The following is a 19,908-nucleotide window of genomic DNA, read 5'->3' on the forward strand; positions in this document are numbered from 1 at the left end:
AGGAACAGCTCGCGGGCGATCTCCGGATTCGACATGCCGCGGGCGATCCGGTCGAGGATCTCGGTCTCCCGCGCGGAGAGCTGGGGGAACGGCCGCGCGTCGGCCTGGCGCAGCGCCGCCGCGGCGACCATCCGCCCGACGGGTCCGCTCAGCACCACGTCGCCCTCGGCGACCGCGACGAGGGCGCGGGCGATGGCGGCGGGCCCGGACGACTTCAACAGGTATCCCCGCACGCCGGCGCGCAGGGCCTTCAGCACGCTCTCCTCGCCGGCGTGCATGGTCAGCACGACGACAGCGAGCTCGGGGCGGCGGTCCAGCAACTCGGCCGCCGCCCCGGCGCCGTCGAGCACCGGCATGTCGAGGTCGACGACGGCGACGTCCGCCTCGATCCGCTCCGCCTGCCGGAGCAGCTCCGCTCCGTCCGGCGCCACCCCCACCACCTGGACGCCCCGCACCGTGTCGAGCATGGTGCGGAGCCCTTCGAGGAAGACCGGATGGTCGTCGGCGATCAGCACCCGGATGCTCACGCCCGCACCCCCGGCAGCACGCCGCGCACCACCGTGCCGCCCTCGGCCGGCGACTCCACCCGCACCGCCCCGCCGAGCGCCTCGGCCCGCTCGGCCATCGAGCGCAGCCCGACCGCGCCGACCCGTACCGGCGTCGCGGGCAACCCGGCGCCGTCGTCGCGGACGTCCACGGTGAGGGTGCCGTCGGAGATCGCCAGCCGCACCCGCGCCGATCCTCCGCCGCTGTGCCGTTCCGCGTTGCGCAGGGCCTCCAGCACGATCCGGTACGCGGCGGTCTCGGTGGCCGGTTCGATCGGAGGCAGCGGGTCCGGCGCCTCCAGGGTCACGGTCAGCCGCCCGGCCCAGTGGTCGACCTGGTCGCGGAGCGCGGCTACCAGGCCCCGCTCGGCGAGCTGGCCGGGCCGCAGGTCGGCGATGATGCGTTGGACCTCCTCCAGCGCCCCGGCCAGGTCGCCGGTGGCGGTGTCCAGCACGGTCGTGGCACGGTCGACGTCGGCCGGGTCGGCCAGCAGGTTCCGGGCGGCCGCCACCCGCATGTTCGCCGCGCTGAGCAGCGGACCGAGGCCGTCGTGCAGGTCCCGCTGGAGCCGGGAGCGCTCCTCGGCACGGATGTGGGTCAGCCGCTCGTGACTGCGCCGAAGGGCGGTGTCGAGGCTGGCGCTCTGCACCACGACGCCGAGATGGCCGGCCAGGTCCGTGAGCAGGCGCCGGTCGGCGGGGGACAGCGGCTCGGCCGGATGCCGCCGGGACGTGACCAGCGCGCCGACGGTCTGCCCGCCGACCTGGAGCGGGATCCGCAGCCCGTTCCCGGTCGGCCCGCCGGTGCCCGCCGCCGCCGTCACCGAACCGTCGGGCAGCTCGATGGCCACCCGGGGCAGCCGCAGCGCGGCGGACAGTTCGGCCACCACCCGTTCCAGCAGCGGCTCCCGGCTCGACTCCAGCAGCCGGCCAAGCGTGCGTACGACCTGGTGCGGGTCGCGCCGGGCGCCGAAGAGCACCCGTTCGAGCGCGGCCTGTAAAACCTCGCGCAGCGGGAGCGCGACGATCGCGACCACCCCCGTGACCAGTACCTCCGGCAGCAGTTCGGGCGCCGTGGGCAGCGCCGCGTCGAGGCTGAGCACCCCGCCGACGTAGGCGCCGAGCAGCACCGCGGTGAGCAGGGCGTAGAGCAGGGTGCGGCGGAGCACCAGGCCGAGGTCCCACAGCCGGTGTCGCAGCACGGCCACGGCGATGGCGCCCGGCAGGAGGACGACCGCGGCCGCCTCGGCGATCCAGGCCGTCCCGAGCAGTGCCGTCCCGACGCTGACGGGCGCGAGGATCCCCGCCGCGGCCACCACCCAGCGGATCTGCTGCCGTTCGACCGGTCCGCCGCGCCGGTACCGGACCACGAGCGCCGCGGCGCCGAGGAGGAACGCGCCCGGCAGGACCGTGAACAGGGCGTTGAGCAGCGGGGTCAGGGTCACCAGCGCGGGGACCCCGAACGGTTCGGCTCGCCCGTCACCGTGCCCTCACCACCCGGCATGAACCCCGCGAGCAGGGCCAGGCAGAGGGCGAGCGCGGCGGCCACCCGCTCGGCGAGCCGCCACCAGCGGCCCAGCGGCGTGCCGGTGGGGAACCGCAGCAGCAGCGTGACGATGCCGACCGGGACGGCCAGCCACAGCCACGTCGGCAGCCAGGCGAGCACCGGCCCGACCACCGGCAGCCGGTGGTGGCCGTGCGCGACCGCCGTCGAGGCGGCGAAGAAGCCGGTGCCGCCGAGCCCGGTCGCGATCAGGACCGCCGCCAGCGGGTGTCGCTGCCGTCGTGCCAGCACCACGCCGGTGCCGGCCAGCAGCCCGAGCGCGACCGCGTAGAGGCTCACCGCCGGACGGTCGGGCAGGGCCGAGGCGCCGGGCAGCACCCACAGGGACAGGACCAGCCAGACCGTCAGCGCGGACTGCGCCGCCAGCGCCGCTCGGCCGGCGCGTCTGTCCATCATCTCGACCTCCGGATCGCCGCCATCGAGGGCCGGTCGCGACAGGGTAGCCGCGACCGGCCGCCCTCCGGTGTCAGCTGGCCGTCGGGACGGCCGGCGCCGGGTCGTACGCGGCGGGGGCCGGCGACCGCAGCCCGGCCGTCCCGCCCCAGAGCAGCGCCGCACCGGCGAGGGGGACGAGGACGAAGGGAAAGATGCCGCCGACCGCCGCGACGATCAGCATGACCGCGGCGGGCCGGGGCAGCAGCCGGGTACGCACGCTGCCGATGCCCAGCGCGAGCAGGCCCACGACCAGCAGCAGCATGCTCCCGTAGAGGGGGAGACCGCCCATCTCGCCGGTCAGGTCGGGGTGCGCGGAGCCGGCCAGCCACGGCAGCACCGTGCCGATGTACCACTGCGACACCATGCCGCCGGCGGCGCCGAGCATCGCCAGCAGCGTGACGGTACGCCCGAACCGGCGGCCGGCCGGCCCGACGTGGGTGGCGAGGGCGGGAACCGCGAGCAGCAGCGCGCCGAAGCCGAGCAGGATCAGCCAGGCCGCCGTGCGGTGCGGCCCGCCCGCGGCGACCTCGGCGAACGGTCGGTCGTCGAACGCGGTCATCACCTCGAACGGGGTGCCGACCAGCAGGGCCAGCCCGGAGAGCACCATCAGGGGGCGGGCCAGCCCGTGCAACGCGGACGGTTCCAGGGACGACGTCGGGTCAGTGGTCATCGGCGTACTCACAATCCTTCCGGCGGGGCGCGGCGGGTGCCGCGTGCGGGAACGATCGTCGGTCGCCGGCCTTCCCGGAGGCATGAGGCGGATGTCCCGACCATGCGGGAGCGCTCACGGGCGGCGGCGGGCCGCCGCGGGTCACCCCGCGACGCCCGCCTCCACACCCACCGGCTCCTCTTCCGTCACCGGGCGGGTGAACTGCGACCGGTACAGCCGGTGGTACGCGCCGCGCGCGGCCAGCAGCTCGTCGTGCGTGCCCTGCTCCACGATCCGGCCGTCCTCCATCATCAGGATCAGGTCGGCGTCGCGGATGGTGGAGAGCCGGTGCGCGATGACGAAGCTGGTGCGGTCCGAGCGCAGGGCGGCCATCGCCCGCTGGAGCAGCACCTCGGTGCGGGTGTCCACGGAGCTGGTCGCCTCGTCGAGGATCAGCAGCGACGGCTCGGCGAGGAACGCCCGGGCGATGGTGATGAGCTGCTTCTCGCCGGCGCTGACGTTGCTGCCCTCCTCGTCGATCACCGTGTCGTAGCCGTCGGGGAGGCTGCGCACGAACCGGTCCACGAAGGTCGCCCGGGCCGCGGCCAGGATCTCCTCCTCGGTCGCGCCCGGCCGGCCGTAGGCGATGTTGTCGCGGATGGTGCCGCCGAAGAGCCAGGTGTCCTGGAGCACCATCCCGACCCGGTCGCGCAGGTCGTCGCGGCGCATCGTGGTGATGTCCACGCCGTCCAGGGTGATCCGGCCGGCGTCCAGCTCGTAGAAGCGCATGACCAGGTTGACCAGGGTGGTCTTGCCGGCCCCGGTCGGCCCGACGATGGCGACGGTGTGCCCGGGCTCGGCGACCAGCGACAGGTCCTCGATCAGCGGCTTGTCCGGGGCGTACCGGAAGGAGACGTGCTGGAACTCGACGCGGCCGTGCGGATCGGTCACCCGCGCCGGCTCGGCCGGGTCGGGGCTCTGCTCCTCGGCGTCGAGCACCGCGAAGACCCGTTCGGCGGAGGCCACCCCGGACTGGAGCAGGTTCGCCATCGAGGCGACCTGGGTGAGCGGCTGGGTGAACTGCCGGGAGTACTGGATGAACGCCTGCACGTCGCCGAGGCTCATCGACCCCGACGCCACCCGCAGGCCGCCGACCACGGCGATCGCCACGTAGCTGAGGTTCCCGACGAACATCATCGCCGGCATGATGATCCCGGAGATGAACTGGGCGCCGAAGCTGGCCCGGAACAGCTCCTCGTTCTTGGCGGTGAAGGCGGCCTCCACCTCGCGCTGCCGGCCGAAGACCTTGACCAGTTCGTGGCCGGTGAACGCCTCCTCGATCTGGCCGTTCAGCTCACCGGTGTGCGTCCACTGGGCGATGAACTGCGCCTGCGACCGCTTGGCGATCGCGCCGGTGACGACGACCGACGCCGGCACCGCGACCAGCGCCACCAGGGCCAGCAACGGCGAGATCCAGAACATCATGGCCAGCACGCCGACCACGGTGAGCAGCGAGGTGAGCAACTGGCTCAGCGTCTGCTGGAGGCTGGTCGAGATGTTGTCGATGTCGTTGGTGACCCGGCTGAGCAGCTCGCCGCGGGGCTGCCGGTCGAAGTAGGGCAGCGGCAGCCGGTTGAGCTTGTCCTCCACGTCGGCGCGCAGCCGCAGCACGGTCCGCTGCACCACGCCGGTGAGCAGCCAGCCCTGCCACCACATCAGCGCGCTGGCCGCCAGGTAGAGGCCGAGCGCCAGCAGCAGCACCCGCGCCAGCGCGGCGAAGTCGATGCCCACGCCGGACACCACGTCCATCCGCGCGAGCATGTCGGCGAAGCTGTCGTTGCCGGCCGCCCGGGCCGCGGCCACCGCCTGGTCGGCGGTGGTGCCCGGCGGCAGCTGCCGGCCGATCACCCCGGTGAAGATCAGGTCGGTGGCGTGCCCGAGCACCTTCGGCCCGACCACGCTCAGCCCGACGCTGACCACCGCCAGCGCGATCACCGCGACGAGCGCGAGGCGGTCCGGGCGCAGCCGGCGCAGCAGCCGCCGGGCCGACGGCCCGAAGTTCATCGACCGCTCGGCGGGCATCCCGGCCCCCGCCCACGGCGGGCCGCCACGCTGCCCGCCGCCCGGCAGCCGCTTCGGCGTCCCCGCGTCGGCGGCCGGCTTCTGCTGCGGTACGGCGCCTCGCGCGGCCACCTCGCTCCGCTCGGCGGCGGCGCGAGGCGCCACGCTGCTGTGCCCGATGGTTCGCTCGCTCCGCTCGCTCACGCGGCCACCCCCGCCGTGTTCTGCGACGCCACGATCTCGGCGTACGTCGGGCAGGTGTCCAGCAACTCGTCGTGTCGGCCCATCCCGACCACGCCCCCGTTCTCCAACACGATGATCTGGTCGGCCTCGACGATCGTGGAGACCCGCTGCGCCACGATCACCACGGCGGCGTCCGCGGTGACCGGCCGCAGCGCCGCCCGCAGCCGCGCGTCGGTGCCGAGGTCGAGCGCGGAGAAGGAGTCGTCGAAGAGGTAGATCTCCGGCCGGCGCACCAGGGCCCGGGCGATCGCGAGCCGCTGTCGCTGCCCGCCGGAGACGTTCGTGCCGCCCTGCGCGATCGGCGACGCCAGCCCCTCGGGCATCGCCTCGACGAAGTCCCGCGCCTGGGCGATCTCCAGCGCGTCCCAGAGTTCCGCGTCGGTCGCGTCCGGGTTGCCGTAGCGCAGGTTGCTCGCCACCGTCCCGGTGAAGAGGTAGGGCTTCTGCGGCACCAACCCGATCCGGCGCCACAGCTCGTCCGGCGCCAGGTCGCGGACGTCGACGCCGTCGACCAGCACGGTGCCGGCGGTCACGTCGACCAGCCGGGGGACGAGCGACAGCAGCGTGGTCTTGCCCGCGCCGGTGCTGCCGATGACCGCCGTGGTGGTCCCCGGCGTCACCCGGAAGGAGACGTCCCGCAGCACCGGTGCGGCCGCCCCTGGATACCGGAACGACACGCCGCGCAGCTCCAGCTCGCCGCGCGTGGACACCTCGGTGACCGGGCGGGGCGCCGGCACCACCGAGGAGTCGGTGTCCAGCACCTCGACGATCCGCTCCGCGCAGACCGCCGCGCGGGGCACCATCATCAGCATGAAGGTGGCCATCATGACGGCCATCAGGATCTGCATCAGGTACTGCAGGAAGGCGGTGAGGGCGCCGACCTGGATCGCCCCGGCGTCGACGCGCTGGGCGCCGAACCAGAGCACCGCGACGCTGGAGACGTTGAGCACCAGCATCACCACGGGGAAGATCAACGCCATCAGGCGGCCGGTGCGCAGGGCGGTCGCGGTGAGGTCGGCGTTCGCCGTGGCGAAGCGCTCCGTCTCGTACGGCTCCCGGACGAACGCCCGGACCACCCGGATGCCGGTGATCTGCTCCCGCAGCACCCGGTTGACCGTGTCGATCCGGGTCTGCATGAGCCGGAAGCCCGGCACCATCCGCCGGATGATCAGCCCCAGGGCGACGGCCAGCACGGGCACGCTGACCAGCATCAGCCAGGAGAGCCCGAGATCCTCGCGCAGCGCCATCACCACGCCGCCGACGCTCATGATCGGCGCGGCGACCAGCATGGTGCAGCTCATCAGCACGAGCATCTGCACCTGCTGCACGTCGTTGGTGCTGCGGGTGATCAGCGAGGGCGCGCCGAACCGGGCCACCTCGCGGGCGGAGAAGCGGTTCACGTGCCCGAACACCGCCGCCCGAACGTCCCGCCCGAATCCCATCGCGGTGCGTGCGCCGAGGTAGACGGCGGCGACGGAGCAGACGATCTGCACCAGGCTGACCGCGAGCATCCACCCGCCGGTGCGCACGATGTAGTCGGTGTCGCCCCGCGCCACGCCGAGGTCGATGATGTCGGCGTTGAGGCTGGGCAGGTAGAGCGACGCCATCGTGCCGACGAACTGGAGCAGCAGCACGGCCGCCAATGCCCGGTGGTAGGGGCGCAGGTGTGTGCGCAGCAGCCGGATCAACATGTCGGCGCCCCTTCCGGCGTGCCGGCGTCCCCGCCGCCGATGACCTCGAGGAGGAACTGGCGGATCACCGCCGCCTTCGCCGGGTCGGCGTCGACCGAGGTCAGCGGAGCGCCGGACCGGATCACGGCGGTCAGCGCGTCGATCCGGGCCTGGCCGGCCGGGGTGATCGCGATCCGGACGCTGCGCCGGTCGGCCTCGTCGCGCTGCCGCTCGACCAGGCCGTCGCGTTCCAGCGTGTCCACGATGCCGGTGAGGGTGGCCGGCCGGACGAAGCAGTGCTCGGCCACCGTGCGGTGCGGCAGCCCGCCGTGTTCGGCGAGGGTCATCAGGGTGGCCATCCCGGCCTGGGTGAGCCCGTGCTCCTCGGCGAGGTAGCGGTTCCACCGCTGCCCGGTGACGTGCCCGGCGACCACGAGCAGTCGCCCGAGGGGCACGTCCCGCAGCTCGATCAGTTTCATGGTGGCTAGGTTAGCCCCCTGAACGTCAGGCCCCAAACGAAATAGCGGCGGCCGCGCCGACGAAGAGGAGCTGTTCCGCCGTCCGTGGTCCCAGGGGGGTCGCCGGCCGGCCCCCGAGGGTCAGCCCGCGCCGCACCGCCGAGACGTTCGCCGGGAACATGGCCAGCATCAACAGGGCCAGCCCGGCCGCGGCCCAGCGGGCGGTCGCCGGCACGAGCAGCCCGGCCGCGCCCACCAGTTCCAGCACCCCGGTGACCGTGACCAGCAGGTCGGGTCGGGGGAGGGCGGGCGGCACCATCGCGATCATGTCCGACCGGTAGGTGGCGGCGAAGTGTGCGAGGCCGGTCACCACGAACATCAGCGCCAGCCCCACCCGCAGCGCGGGGTGCCAGCCGTCGAGCGCGGCCACGCCGGCGAGGCCGGCCAGTCTGGCGAGCGCGGTGCCGGCCACGAGCGCGATCAGCGGAGCCATCGATACCTCCCGAGCGGGTGAACTTGTCGCCGACAAGATTGCGCCCCGAGGTGGCATCTTGTCAATGGCAAGATAGGATCACGGCATGACCGGAACACGCGGCTACCACCACGGCGACCTGCGTCGCGCCCTGCTCGCGGCGGCGGTGTCGGTGATCGAGGAATCCGGCCCCGGGGCGCTGAGCCTGCGCGACCTGGCCCGCCGGGCCGGCGTCTCGCACGCCGCCCCGGCGCACCACTTCGGCGACAAGGCCGGCCTGCTCACCGCCCTCGCCGCCGAGGGCTTCGACCTGCTCGCCGAGGCGTTGGGCGGCGCGGAGGACCTGCTGGACAGCGGCGTCGCGTACGTCGACTTCGCCGTCCGGCACCGCGCGCACTTCGAGGTGATGTTCCGCCCGGACCTCTACCGGGCCGACGCCGACGACGTGGCGGCGGCCCGCCGGCGCGCCGGCGACGCGCTGCACGCCGGGGTCGCCGGGCTGCCCCAGGGGCGCCCGACGGCGGAGGATCCGCAGGGCGACGCGCTCGCCGCCTGGTCGATCGTGCACGGCTTCGCCACGCTCTGGCTCGCCGGCGCGCTGCCCGAGCGGGTGGGCGACGACCCCCGGGCCGCCGCCCGCGAGGTCATCCGACGCCTCTTCCCCGACGAGTGACGGCCGGCGGGGGTCGCCTCACCAGCTCGTGGGCAGCGGCATCCCCTCGGTGTAGCCGGCCGTGCTCTGCACGCCGACGACGGCCCGCTCGTGGAACTCCGCCAGGTCCCGGGCGCCGGCGTAGGTGAAGGCGCTGCGCACCCCGGCGATGATCTCGTCGATCAGGTCCTCCACGCCGGGGCGGGCCGGGTCCAGGTACATCCGGGCCGAGGAGATGCCCTCCTCGAAGACCGCCTTGCGGGCCCGGTCGTACGCGCTGTCGTCGGCCGTCCGCGCGCTGACCGCCCGCGCCGACGCCATCCCGAAGCTCTCCTTGTAGCGCCGGCCGTCGGCGTCGGTGTAGAGGTCGCCGGGGGACTCGTAGGTGCCGGCGAACCAGGAGCCGACCATCACGTTCGACGCGCCGGCGGCCAGGGCCAGCGCCACGTCCCGCGGGTGCCGTACGCCGCCGTCGGCCCAGACGTGCCGGCCGAGCTGGCGGGCCGCCGCGGCGCAGTCGAGCACGGCGGAGAACTGCGGCCGGCCCACCCCGGTCATCATCCGGGTGGTGCACATCGCACCCGGGCCGACGCCCACCTTGACGATGTCGGCGCCCGCCTCCACCAGGTCGCGTACGCCCTCGGCGGTCACCACGTTGCCGGCGGCGACCGGGACCGCCGGGTCCAGCGCGCGGACGGCCCGCAGCGCGGAGATCATCCGCTCCTGGTGGCCGTGCGCGGTGTCCACGACCAGCGTGTCCACCCCGGCGTCCAGCAGCGCCGCCGCCTTGCCGGTCACGTCGCCGTTGATGCCGACGGCGGCGGCGATGCGCAGCCGGCCCCGGTCGTCCACCGCCGGCTTGTAGAGGGTCGCCCGCAGCGCGCCCTGCCGGGTGAGCACCCCGACGAGGCGGCCCTCGGCGTCGACCACCGGGGCGAGCCGGCGCCGGCCGGCCGAGAGCCGGTCGAAGCCCGTACGCGGGTCCGCGTCGGCCGGCACGGTGTGCAGCTCGGTGGACATCACGTGCCGGAGCTGGGCGAAGCGGTCCACGCCCACGGTGTCCGCCTCGGTCACCACGCCCAGCGGACGGCCCTCGTCGTCGATCACCACCACGGCGCCGTGCGACCGCTTCGGCAGCAGGTGGATCGCGTCCCCGACGGTGTCGGTCGGGCCGAGCGTGATCGCGGTGTCGTGCACCAGGTGCCGCCGCTTGACCCAGGCGACGACGTTCGCCACCACCTCGATCGGGATGTCCTGCGGGATGACCGCGATCGCGCCGCGCCGGGCGACCGTCTCGGCCATCCGGCGGCCGGACACCGCGGTCATGTTCGACACGACCAGCGGGATGGTGGTGCCCGTGCCGTCGCTGGTGGCCAGGTCGACGTCGAGCCGCGAGCCCACCTCGGAGCGGGCCGGCGCCATGAAGACGTCGTTGTAGGTCAGGTCGTGCGCGGGAACCGCGCCGTGTAGGAACCGCACCCCGCCATCATTCCCGTCGGCCGCCGTCCGCGCCCCCGGTGGTCGCCGAAAACACCCCGGGCCGGGCGTCGCCGAAGACCCAGCTCGGCCAGGAAGAGGTCGCGCGCGCCCGGCGTCGCCGGGTCAGCCGAGCAGCAGCCCCGCCGCGAGCGCGGTCATCACGAGGGCGATCGCACCGTCGACGACCCGCCAGGCCGCCGGGCGGGCCAGCACGGGCGCGAGCCGGTGGGCGGCGGCGCCGATGGTGGTGAACCAGACCACGCTGGCGAGCGCCGCGCCCGCGCCGAAGACCCAGTGGTGCGGGTGCTGGCGGGCCACCCCGCCGAGCAGGAGGACGGTGTCGAGGTACACGTGCGGGTTGAGGTAGGTGAAGGCGAGGCAGGCCAGCAGCGTCGCCCCGAGCGTGGCCGGCGGCCGGTCGGCGGGGGAGAGCGCGCCGGGGCGCAGCGCGCGGCGGGCGGCCAGCACGGCGTACCCGAGCAGGAACGCGGCCCCCAGCCAGCGGACGGCGGTCAGGACGGCGGGGTGCTCCGCCGTGGCGGTGCCCATCCCGGCGATGCCGACCGAGATCAGCAGCGCGTCGGAGGCGGCGCACACCGCGACCACGGGCAGGACGTGCTCCCGGCGCAGGCCCTGCCGCAGGACGAAGGCGTTCTGCGCGCCGATGGCGGCGATGAGCGCGATCGAGAGGGAGAAGCCGGCGGCGGCGGAACCTGTCACGGAGCTGCTGAGGATGTCGGGCACAAGCCGAGGCTACGAGCCGCAGCCGATGCAGCCCAGCTAAAGATTCTCACGGCAGATAAGCTCAGCTTCATCATGCTTGACTCCACGCAGCTCCGGACGTTCGCCGCGGTGGTCCGCGAGGGCAGTTTCGAGGCGGCCGCGCACGCGCTGCACGTCACCCCGTCGGCCGTCAGCCAGCGGATGAAGGCGTTGGAGCAGACCGTCGGGCAGGTGCTGGTCCGCCGCACGAAGCCGTGCCAGGCCACCGACGCGGGCCGGCCGCTGCTGCGGCTCGCCGGCCAGGTGGCCCTGCTGGAACGGGAGGCGTTGGAGGCCGCCCGCCCGCCGACGGTCGGCGGGCCCGCCCCCAGCCGGGTGACCATCGTGGCGAACGGCGACTCGCTCGGCACCTGGTTCGTCGGCGCCCTGGCGCGGCTGCCCGCCGAGCTGGCGCTCCTGTTCGACGTCCGCCGGGACGACGAGGACCACACGGCGGAGCTGATCCGCGACGGCACGGCGATGGCCGCGGTGACCGCGCAGCGCGAGGCCGTGCAGGGCTGCCGGGTGGAGCGGCTGGGTGCGATGCGGTACGTCGCGCTGGCCGGGACCGGGTTCGCGGCCCGCCATTTCCCCGACGGCGCCACCGAGGCCGCCCTCGCGACGGCGCCGATGATGGCGTTCGACCGCAAGGACCAGCTCCAGCACCGGTTCGCCCGCACCGTGACCCGGCGTCGGATCGCCCCGCCGGTCCACTACGTCCCGTCCTTCGACGGCTTCAACGAGGCGGTACGGCTGGGCCTGGGGTGGGGGATGGTGCCGGAGCGGATCGCCCGTGCCGACATCGCGGCCGGACGCTGCGTCGACATCGGTGCCGGGCGTCACCTGGACCGCCCGCTGTACTGGCAGCACTGGCGGGTGGACTCCGCCACGCTGGACGCGCTGACCGCCGCCGTCCGGGCGGTCGCCGGCACCGAGCTGCGCTGACTGTGCGGCTGGCCGGGTCGGCCCGCAGGAGGGTCAGGCGATCGTGCAGATCGCCGCGCCGGCGGAGATGACGGCGCCGACCTCGGCGGCGAGGCCGCTCACCGTGCCCGCCTTGTGCGCGTGCAGCGGCTGCTCCATCTTCATCGCCTCCAGCACCACGACCAGGTCGCCCTCGGCGACGGTGTCCCCGTCGGCGACCGCGATCTTGACGATGGTGCCCTGCATGGGCGAGGTGAGCGCGTCGCCGCTGACGGCGGCGCCGGCCTTGGCCGCGCCGCCCCGGCGGGCCGGCTTGCGGGCGGCGGGCGCGGCGGTGGCCGTACCCCCGCCGAGGCCGGCGGGGAGGGTGACCTCCAGCCGCTTGCCGCCGACCTCGACCACGACGGTCTCGCGCTCGGCCGGCGCCTCGGCGGTGCCGGCGGCGGCGGTGAACGGCGGGACGGTGTTGTCGAACTCGGTCTCGATCCACCGGGTGTGCACGGTGAACGGCTCGGCGGTGAACGCCTCGTCGCGGATGACCAGCCGGTGGAACGGCAGCGCGGTGGCCATGCCCTCGACGACCATCTCGTCCAGCGCCCGGCGGGCCCGCTCCAGCGCCTCGGTGCGCGTCTCGCCGGTGATGATCACCTTGGCCAGCAGCGAGTCGAAGTTGCCGCCGATCACGTCGCCGGCCGAGATGCCGGTGTCGACCCGGACGCCGGGGCCGGTGGGCAGCCGCAGCGCGGTGACCGTGCCGGGGGCGGGCAGGAAGTTGCGGCCCGGGTCCTCGCCGTTGATCCGGAACTCGATGGAGTGCCCGCGCGGCGTCGGGTCCTCGGTGAACCGCAGCTTCTCGCCGTCGGCGATCCGGAACTGCTCGCGGACCAGGTCGATGCCGGCGGTCTCCTCGGTGACCGGGTGCTCGACCTGGAGACGGGTGTTGACCTCCAGGAAGGAGATGGTCCCGTCGGCGCCGACCAGGTATTCGACCGTGCCGGCGCCGTGGTAGCCGGCCTCCCGGCAGATCGCCTTGGCGCTGTCGTGGATCTGGGCGCGCTGCGCGTCGGTGAGGAACGGCGCCGGGGCCTCCTCGACCAGCTTCTGGTGCCGGCGCTGGAGCGAGCAGTCGCGGGTGCCGACCACGATCACGTTGCCGTGCTGGTCGGCCAGCACCTGCGCCTCGACGTGGCGGGGCTTGTCGAGGTAGCGCTCGACGAAGCACTCGCCCCGGCCGAACGCGGCGACCGCCTCGCGGGTGGCCGACTCGAACAGGTGCGGGATCTCCTCCATCGTGCGGGCCACCTTGAGCCCGCGCCCGCCGCCGCCGAAGGCGGCCTTGATGGCGACCGGCAGGCCGTGGTCGACGGCGAACGCCATCACCTCGTCCGGGTTGGCCACCGGGTCGGGGGTGCCGGGCACCAGGGGGGCGCCGGCGCGCTGGGCGATGTGCCGGGCGGTCACCTTGTCGCCGAGGTCGCGGATCGCCTGCGGGGTGGGACCGATCCAGGTCAGCCCGGCGTCGATGACGGCCTGGGCGAAGTCGGCGTTCTCGGCGAGGAATCCGTAGCCGGGGTGGACGGCGTCGGCGTCGGCCTTGGCGGCGACCGCCAGCAGCTTGTCGATGCGCAGGTACGTCTCGGTCGCGGAGTCCCCGCCGAGCGCGTACGCCTCGTCGGCCAGCGTGGCGTGCAGGGCGTCCCGGTCGGAGTCCGCGTAGACGGCGACGCTGCCCAGACCGGCGTCGCGGCAGGCGCGGATGACGCGGACGGCGATCTCGCCGCGGTTGGCGATGAGTACCTTGCGCACCTTGGGGGCTCCTCCCGGGAGGTTACTGACCGGGAGTGTATCGGCCACCCTGAGGGGGCCCTAACGATCGCTCAGTGTGGGATGCCGCACTGCCGCGACGCGCCCTAGTCAAACTTGCTTATTACGCTTGTCCGATGTCTGCCACGCGAATGATGATCCTCGGGCTGGTGCGCTGGATGCAGCCCGTGCACGGCTACGACGTGCGCCGGGAACTGCTCAGTTGGAACGCCGACAGGTGGGCCAACGTGCAGCCCGGCTCGATCTACCACGCCCTGCGCAAGCTGACCGCGGAGGGCCTGCTGCGCGAGGTGGCCACCGAGCAGGTGGGCGCCCGGCCGGCGCGCACCACGTACGAGGTCACCGCCAAGGGCGAGGACGAGTTCGAGTCGCTGCTGCGCGGGCACTGGTGGCAGTTGCACGAACCGCCCGACCCGTTCGCGGCGGCGTTCTCGTTCCTGCCCGCGCTGCCCCGCGAGGAGGCGTCGGCGGCCCTGCGCAACCGGGCGAACCTGCTGCGCGCCGGCGTCGAGTCGATGCGCGCGGCGCTGGCCTCCGACTGGATGCGCAACTCCAAGCCGGTGCACGTCGGGTGGATGTTCGAACTCTGGGCCGCGCGGGCGGAGGCCGAGGTCGGCTGGTGCGAACGGATCGCCGAACGCATCGACTCCGGTGTGTCGTACCTGCCTGACGGGCTGGTCGGGACGGAGGGTTGGAACGGGTGGTCCGACGGCGAGACCACACCTCGCGACACAACCGAATAATCAAGATTGACCACTGGAGCTATATCGCGTTAGCCTGCTCGCGGCGCGACGGGGGGAGCACGCCGTCCGGCGTCGTCCCCGAGGGACAGACCAGGTGGCCGGTCGCACCGGCCCGGACGACCAGGAGCAGAGATGATCGAGACCAGAGGGCTGCGGAAGTCGTTCCGCTCCCGCGAGGGTCGCCAGACGAGGACCGTCGACGCGGTGCGCGGGGTCGACCTGGAGGTCGCCGCGGGAGAGATCTTCGGTTTCCTCGGCCCCAACGGCGCCGGCAAGACCACCACCCTGCGGATGCTGGCGACCCTGATCGAGCCGGACGGCGGCGAGGCCACCATCGCCGGGGCCGACCTGCGCAAGGACCCGGCCGAGGTGCGCCGCCGCATCGGCTACGTCGCCCAGGGCGGCAGCACCTGGGACGAGTCGACCGCCCGCGAGGAGTTGGTCCTCCAGGCCCGGATGTACGGCATCGGCAAGGCCGAGGCGCAGCGGCGCGCCGTCCGCGCCCTCGACGCCTTCCAGCTCACCGAGTACGCGGACCGCAAGTGCAAGACCTACTCGGGCGGCCAGCGGCGACGGGTGGAGATCGCCCTCGGCATCATCCACGAACCGAAGATCGTCTTCCTGGACGAGCCGACCAGCGGCCTCGACCCGCAGAGCCGCGCGCACATGTGGGACGAGATCCGCCGGCTGCGCGCCGAGGGCATGACGGTCTTCATCACCACGCACTACCTCGACGAGGCCGACGCGCTCTGCGACCGGATCGCGATCATGGATCACGGCGAGGTGGTCGCGGAGGGCACCCCGGCGGGCCTCAAGCGCGAGATCTCCGGCGACGTGGTGCTGGTCGGGCTGGACGCGGCGGCCACCCCGCAGGCCGCGAAGCTGCTCGACAGCGAGCCGTACGTCAACAAGCTGGAGAGCGTCGAGGAGGGCGGCCTGCGGCTCTACGTCGACGAGGGCGCGACCGCCATCCCGCAGATCCTGCGCCGCGTCGACACGGCGGGCCTCACGCTCGACTCCATCGAGCTGCACCGGCCCAGCCTCGACGACGTCTTCCTCACCAAGACCGGCCGCTCGCTGCGCGAGTCCTGACCCAGACCGGAGAGACCGCATGAAACTCGCCCGTGACACCTGGCTGATCTTCCAGCGCCAGCTCCAGCTGCTGCTGCGCAACCCCGTCTGGGTCTTCGTCGGCATCTTCCAGCCGGTGATGTACCTGCTGCTGTTCGCCCCGCTGCTCAAGCCGGCCCTGAACGCCCCCACCCAGGCGGAGGCATACAAGATCTTCGTGCCCGGCCTGCTGGTGCTGCTGGCCATCTTCGGCGGCCTGTTCCAGGGCTTCGGCCTGATCGCCGAGCTGCGCGCCGGCGTCATCGAACGCTCCCGGGTCACCCCGGTCAGCCGGCTCGCCCTGCTGCTCGGCCGCTCCCTGCGCGACGTGGTGTCGCTGATCGTGCAGGCGGTCATCATCACCCTGCTCGCGCTCCTGTTCGACCTGCGCGTCTTCATCGTCGACCTGCTCCTGGCGTACCTCATGCTCGCCCTGATCGCGCTGATGACCTCGGCCGTCTCCTACGGCGTCGCGCTCAAGGTCAAGAGTGAGGACGCGCTGGCCCCGCTGATGAACACCGTGGCGCAGCCGGTGCTGCTGCTCTCCGGCATCCTGCTGCCGCTCACGTTCGCCCCCGGCTGGCTCCAGGGCATCGCCGAGTGGAACCCGTTCTCCTGGGCCGTCGACGGCACCCGCGCCCTCTTCAACGGCGACCTCGGCGACGACAAGGTCTGGCAGGGGCTCGGCATCATCGCGGTGCTCGCCGCGGCCGGCGTCGTCTGGGCGGCCCGGCAGTTCGCGCGCACCGTCCGCTGAACGGCCGGGCACCGCGACAGCGCCGCGCTCCCGGAGACCTGCGTCGCACTGCGGTGGGGCACCGGCCGGACGCTTGTACCGTAAGGCCGGTGCCCCGCCTCACCCGTGACCGGATCACCTGGCTGACCTATGCCCAGCTGGGCCTGTGGGGTTTCTTCCTCTACGGATTCGGGCCGGTCGTGCCCCTGCTCCGCGACGAACAGGGCACCTCGGCCGCCGTCGCCGGCCTGCACAGCACCGGCATCGCCGTCGGCGCGCTGGCCGGCGGGGCGCTCTTCGCGCCGCTGGCCCGCCGGGTCGGCCGTGGCGGTGCCGTCTGGACCGGGCTGGCCGGGGTGGCGCTCGGCGTCACCGCACTCGGCGCCCTGCGGGCACTGCCGGCCACGATCACCGCCGTCGCGGTGATCGCCACCTTCGGCATGCTGGTGATCAGCGGCGTGTCGGTGGTGCTCACCGACCGGCACGGCACCGGCGCGCCGGCCGCGCTGACCGAGGCCAACGCCGCCTGCGCCGGCATGGGCATCCTCGCCCCGCTGGTCATCGGCACCAGCGTCGACGCCGGCTGGGGCTGGCGGCCCGTGATGGCCGTCGAGGCCGGCCTGATCGCGCTGGTCGCGCTCGCCGCCGTGACCTTCCGCGTACGCCTGCCGCGCGCCGCCCCCGCCGCGGCTGCCGGGGATCCCCCGGCCGGTGAGCCGGCCGACACCGGCCCGCCTGCCGGCGCGCGTCGGGCTGCTCCCGTCGCCGGGGCCGCGCGGCGGCTGCCCCCGACGTACTGGATCGCCTGGGTGCTGATGGCGGTCACCGGCTCGATCGAGGTCTGCCTGTCCCTCTGGACCGCCGACGTGCTCCGCTCGCACGCCGGAATGGCGGCCGGAGCCGCCTCGGCCGCCGTCGCGGCGATCGTCTGCGGCATGTTCGTCGGCCGGCTCGTCGGCGGCCGGTTCGCGTTGCGGTACCGGCCGGTGCCGCTGCTGCTGGCCGCGCTGGGCGTGTCGCTGGCCGGGTTCGCGCTGTTCTGGGTCGCCCCGGTCGGCTGGCTCGCCGTCGCCGGCCTCGTCGTGCTCGGCCTCGGCAACGCGCTGCACTACCCGCTGGCCATCTCGATCGCGCTCGCCGTCGCCGGGCCGGCCGCGGACCGGGCGGCCGGCTGGGCGTCGTACTCGATGGGGGTCGGCTTCGGGATCGCGCCGGTCGCGCTCGGCTGGGTGGCCGACGGGGTGGGGCCGCACCTGGCGTTCCTGCTGCTGCCGGGCTTCATCGCGGCAGCCGCGCTGCTCACCGCCCGCCTGGGCCGCGCCCTACACCCGGCCCCCGACGAGGTCCGGACCCCGGCTCCCGCCTGACCCCTTCGGGCACTGGATCTTGGTACGGAACGGCCGGTCAGGGCCGTTTCCTACCAAGATCGCGCAGGGGTGGGGCGGTCAGTGGACCCGGGCCAGGGTCAGGCCGTCGGCGATCGGGAGCATCACCGCGTCCACCCGGACGTCGGCGAGCACCTCGTCGTTGAACGCGGCGATGGCCCGGTCGTCGGCGTTCTGCGGCGCGATCACCCGGCCGCCGCGCAGCACGTTGTCGACCGCGATCACCCCGCCGGGACGCATCCGAGGCACCAGCTCCGCCCAGTAGATCGGATACCCGGTCTTGTCCGCGTCGATGAACGCGAAGTCAAGATGACGTTCGTGGGGCAGCTCGCGCAGCGTGTCGCCGGCCGGGCCGATGCGCAGCTCGATGCGATCCGCCACGCCGGCGCGGGCCCAGTACCGCCGGGCGATGCCCGTGAACTCCTCGGAGATGTCGAAGCAGGTCAGCCGCCCACCCTCGGGCAGCCCCCGGGCGATCGCCAGCGAGGAGAGGCCGGTGAAGGTGCCCACCTCCACGGCCTGCCGCACGCCGAGCAGCCGGGTGAGGAACGTCAGGAACGCGGCCTGCTCCGGCGCGACCTGCATCTGTGCGTTGTCCGGCAGGGCGGCGCGGGTCTCCTCGGCCAGGTCCCGCATGATCTCGTCCGGCGGCGACCCGTGCGTCACCAGGTACGCGTGCAGTTCCGACGTGAGCGGGATCGACTTCGTGGTCATGAACGGACGCTAGTGCAGTGTCCACTAACGTTCACCGAGTTTCTGGTGCGGTGTTGTGGATCCTCGCCGTGTGGGCGAGCGACTCCCCACCAACGGTTGGTGGGGCGGGCCACTGCGGGCCATCTTGATCCTCGCGCCGCCCTGGGGGCGGCGGGGGTCACGTCGGGACCGGCCGGTGCCGGGGAGGTGCCGGCCGGCTCGACGGTGCGTGACCACCCCAGGCAGCACGACGGCTGTGGGGGTGGTGGGTCCGCCGCCCGGGGTGCGGGTGGCGATGCTGGCCGCCGCGACGAGGTCACGGTGGCCTGAGAACTGGCAGTGTGGGCAGGTCAGGGTCCGGCCACGTGGCTTTGGTATCCGCCGGTGGCAGGTGGGGCAGGTGGACGATGTGCCGCGTTCGTCGACGAGGTGGAGGGTGATGCCGGCGAGGGTGGCCTTGTCGGTCAGGATCTGCAACAGCCGGCCGATCTGCCACTGCCGTAGCCGCAGGTTGTGTCGCCGCCCCGCCGGCAGGTCGAGGACCCCGCGTGGGTCGCCGACGTGTAGCACCCCGACCCGCTGGCTGACGGCCCAGGTGACGACGGTGCGGGCGGCCTCGTGCTGGGCCTGCCGCACCCGCCGCCGGTGCCGACCCTCCACCGCCCGCGCTCGGGCCCGGTACTGGCGCCACCGTCGTGACCCGCGCTGGCCCGGCTTCGGTGCGCGGCGGGCGGTGGCCCGTTGGCGGGCTTTGGTGTCGGCCAGGTGCATACGGTGCTCGGCGCGGATCGCCCGCCCCGACACCAACAACGCGTCCCCGCTGGGGCCGGCCACGGCGTAGGGGTGGATGATCCCCACGTCCACACCCGCCACCCTGGCCGGGTCCGGACCCTCACCAGCCGGGTAGACCGTGATCGGAATCTCGGCGGTGACGTCGAGGAACAGCCGGCCGCCCTCGCACAGCAGGGTGACTGAGCGGACTCGCTCGACCGGATACGGCACCTGGCGGGCCAGGCGCACCCACAACGGCGTGGTACCTCGTGCGGTGGGGATGCGCACACGATGGCCGTCGAGGGTGAACGTGCCGTGATACCAGCGCACCGGCACCAACCCCCGCCGCCGACGCGGAAACCGCGCCGACAGGTCACCAGCCTGGCGGCGTTTCGCCGCCGCGAACCACGCATCGGAAAAACGCCGCAACACCGACCGCGCCCCGGCCGAGTCCAACTCCGAGAACGTGCCCGGACCCGACGCCGCCAACTCGCGACACAACTCCTGATAGCCCACCAGCGGCGGGTCATGGCGCCGGCGCCGCCACGCGTTGACCTCCAGCACGCACGCCCACACATCACCGGCCGAGCGCAACAACCCGAAACACCGCCGGCGCTGCCCTGGAGTCACCCGTAGTGCAACACGAGCGGTGCGATACACCACGCGTGGTGCAGCGGGATCCCGACGACGAGGCACAACCAGGACCCAACCCCATCGGTACGACAATTTTTA

At 73.7% G+C, this 19,908-nt stretch carries 19 protein-coding genes; 6 read left to right on the forward strand and 13 right to left on the reverse strand.

Annotation, left to right across the window (positions count from 1 at the left end; genetic code table 11):
• The 8 genes from AB0L34_RS12285 to AB0L34_RS12320 all read right to left on the reverse strand — a co-directional run.
• Positions 1-527 (reverse strand): response regulator transcription factor (locus AB0L34_RS12285; protein WP_363704294.1); only part of this gene is annotated, 527 nt, incomplete at its 3' end.
• Positions 524-1,990: a GAF domain-containing sensor histidine kinase gene (locus AB0L34_RS12290; protein ID WP_363704296.1), complete on the reverse strand. Its 1,467-nt coding sequence runs from the start codon at positions 1,988-1,990 to the stop codon at positions 524-526. The genes AB0L34_RS12285 and AB0L34_RS12290, both read right to left, overlap by 4 nt.
• Positions 1,987-2,505 carry a hypothetical protein gene (locus AB0L34_RS12295; protein WP_363704298.1) on the reverse strand — a complete coding sequence of 173 codons (519 nt, stop codon included), beginning with the start codon at positions 2,503-2,505 and terminating at the stop codon, positions 1,987-1,989. The genes AB0L34_RS12290 and AB0L34_RS12295 overlap by 4 nt, the downstream gene beginning before the upstream one ends.
• 70 nt (positions 2,506-2,575) lie before the next feature.
• Positions 2,576-3,214, reverse strand: coding sequence for a hypothetical protein (locus tag AB0L34_RS12300; RefSeq protein WP_363704300.1), 639 nt, complete (start codon positions 3,212-3,214; stop codon positions 2,576-2,578).
• A gap of 141 nt (positions 3,215-3,355) precedes the next feature.
• Positions 3,356-5,275, reverse strand: a complete 1,920-nt coding sequence (locus AB0L34_RS12305; RefSeq protein ID WP_363704365.1) for an ABC transporter ATP-binding protein — start codon at positions 5,273-5,275, stop codon at positions 3,356-3,358.
• A 179-nt stretch (positions 5,276-5,454) separates the two neighbouring features.
• Positions 5,455-7,188: an ABC transporter ATP-binding protein gene (locus tag AB0L34_RS12310; protein WP_363704302.1), complete on the reverse strand. Its 1,734-nt coding sequence runs from the start codon at positions 7,186-7,188 to the stop codon at positions 5,455-5,457.
• Positions 7,182-7,646 (reverse strand): MarR family transcriptional regulator, encoded by a 465-nt coding sequence (locus AB0L34_RS12315; protein WP_363704304.1) that lies wholly within the window; start codon positions 7,644-7,646, stop codon positions 7,182-7,184. The genes AB0L34_RS12310 and AB0L34_RS12315 overlap by 7 nt, the downstream gene beginning before the upstream one ends.
• A gap of 25 nt (positions 7,647-7,671) precedes the next feature.
• Positions 7,672-8,118, reverse strand: coding sequence for a DoxX family membrane protein (locus tag AB0L34_RS12320; protein ID WP_363704306.1), 447 nt, complete (start codon positions 8,116-8,118; stop codon positions 7,672-7,674).
• A gap of 85 nt (positions 8,119-8,203) precedes the next feature.
• Between AB0L34_RS12320 and AB0L34_RS12325 the strand changes: the two genes are divergently transcribed.
• Complete coding sequence (locus AB0L34_RS12325; protein ID WP_363704308.1) at positions 8,204-8,770, forward strand: TetR/AcrR family transcriptional regulator; 567 nt, start codon at positions 8,204-8,206, stop codon at positions 8,768-8,770.
• An 18-nt stretch (positions 8,771-8,788) separates the two neighbouring features.
• On the opposite strand, the gene AB0L34_RS12330 is transcribed toward AB0L34_RS12325, so the two are convergent.
• On the reverse strand, positions 8,789-10,228 hold the full coding sequence (locus AB0L34_RS12330; protein WP_363704310.1) for a GuaB1 family IMP dehydrogenase-related protein: 1,440 nt from the start codon (positions 10,226-10,228) through the stop codon (positions 8,789-8,791).
• 123 nt (positions 10,229-10,351) lie between these two features.
• Positions 10,352-10,948, reverse strand: coding sequence for a LysE/ArgO family amino acid transporter (locus tag AB0L34_RS12335; RefSeq protein WP_363704367.1), 597 nt, complete (start codon positions 10,946-10,948; stop codon positions 10,352-10,354).
• A gap of 96 nt (positions 10,949-11,044) precedes the next feature.
• Between AB0L34_RS12335 and AB0L34_RS12340 the strand changes: the two genes are divergently transcribed.
• Entirely contained in the window at positions 11,045-11,935 is an 891-nt protein-coding gene (locus tag AB0L34_RS12340; RefSeq protein WP_363704312.1) for a LysR family transcriptional regulator ArgP, read from the forward strand.
• Positions 11,936-11,968: 33 nt separating this feature from the next.
• Here the strand turns inward: AB0L34_RS12340 and AB0L34_RS12345 are convergent, their stop codons facing one another.
• Complete coding sequence (locus tag AB0L34_RS12345; RefSeq protein WP_363704314.1) at positions 11,969-13,720, reverse strand: biotin carboxylase N-terminal domain-containing protein; 1,752 nt, start codon at positions 13,718-13,720, stop codon at positions 11,969-11,971.
• 134 nt (positions 13,721-13,854) lie between these two features.
• On the opposite strand from AB0L34_RS12345, the gene AB0L34_RS12350 reads away from it, so the two are divergent.
• The 4 genes from AB0L34_RS12350 to AB0L34_RS12365 all read left to right on the forward strand — a co-directional run bounded on the left by AB0L34_RS12350 (position 13,855) and on the right by AB0L34_RS12365 (position 17,694).
• Positions 13,855-14,481, forward strand: a complete 627-nt coding sequence (locus AB0L34_RS12350; RefSeq protein ID WP_363704316.1) for a PadR family transcriptional regulator — start codon at positions 13,855-13,857, stop codon at positions 14,479-14,481.
• A gap of 132 nt (positions 14,482-14,613) precedes the next feature.
• Positions 14,614-15,573, forward strand: a complete 960-nt coding sequence (locus AB0L34_RS12355) for an ATP-binding cassette domain-containing protein (RefSeq protein WP_363704318.1) — start codon at positions 14,614-14,616, stop codon at positions 15,571-15,573.
• 19 nt (positions 15,574-15,592) lie between these two features.
• Positions 15,593-16,348 (forward strand): ABC transporter permease, encoded by a 756-nt coding sequence (locus tag AB0L34_RS12360; RefSeq protein ID WP_350703478.1) that lies wholly within the window; start codon positions 15,593-15,595, stop codon positions 16,346-16,348.
• 89 nt (positions 16,349-16,437) lie between these two features.
• Complete coding sequence (locus tag AB0L34_RS12365; RefSeq protein ID WP_363704320.1) at positions 16,438-17,694, forward strand: MFS transporter; 1,257 nt, start codon at positions 16,438-16,440, stop codon at positions 17,692-17,694.
• A gap of 78 nt (positions 17,695-17,772) precedes the next feature.
• Here the strand turns inward: AB0L34_RS12365 and AB0L34_RS12370 are convergent, their stop codons facing one another.
• On the reverse strand, positions 17,773-18,426 hold the full coding sequence (locus tag AB0L34_RS12370; protein WP_357458375.1) for an O-methyltransferase: 654 nt from the start codon (positions 18,424-18,426) through the stop codon (positions 17,773-17,775).
• Positions 18,427-18,450: 24 nt separating this feature from the next.
• Complete coding sequence (locus tag AB0L34_RS12375) at positions 18,451-19,872, reverse strand: transposase (protein ID WP_363704322.1); 1,422 nt, start codon at positions 19,870-19,872, stop codon at positions 18,451-18,453.
• Positions 19,873-19,908: the final 36 nt, after the last annotated feature.

Source organism: Micromonospora sp. NPDC052213 (assembly GCF_040679695.1).
Taxonomy (GTDB): Bacteria; Actinomycetota; Actinomycetes; order Mycobacteriales; family Micromonosporaceae; genus Micromonospora.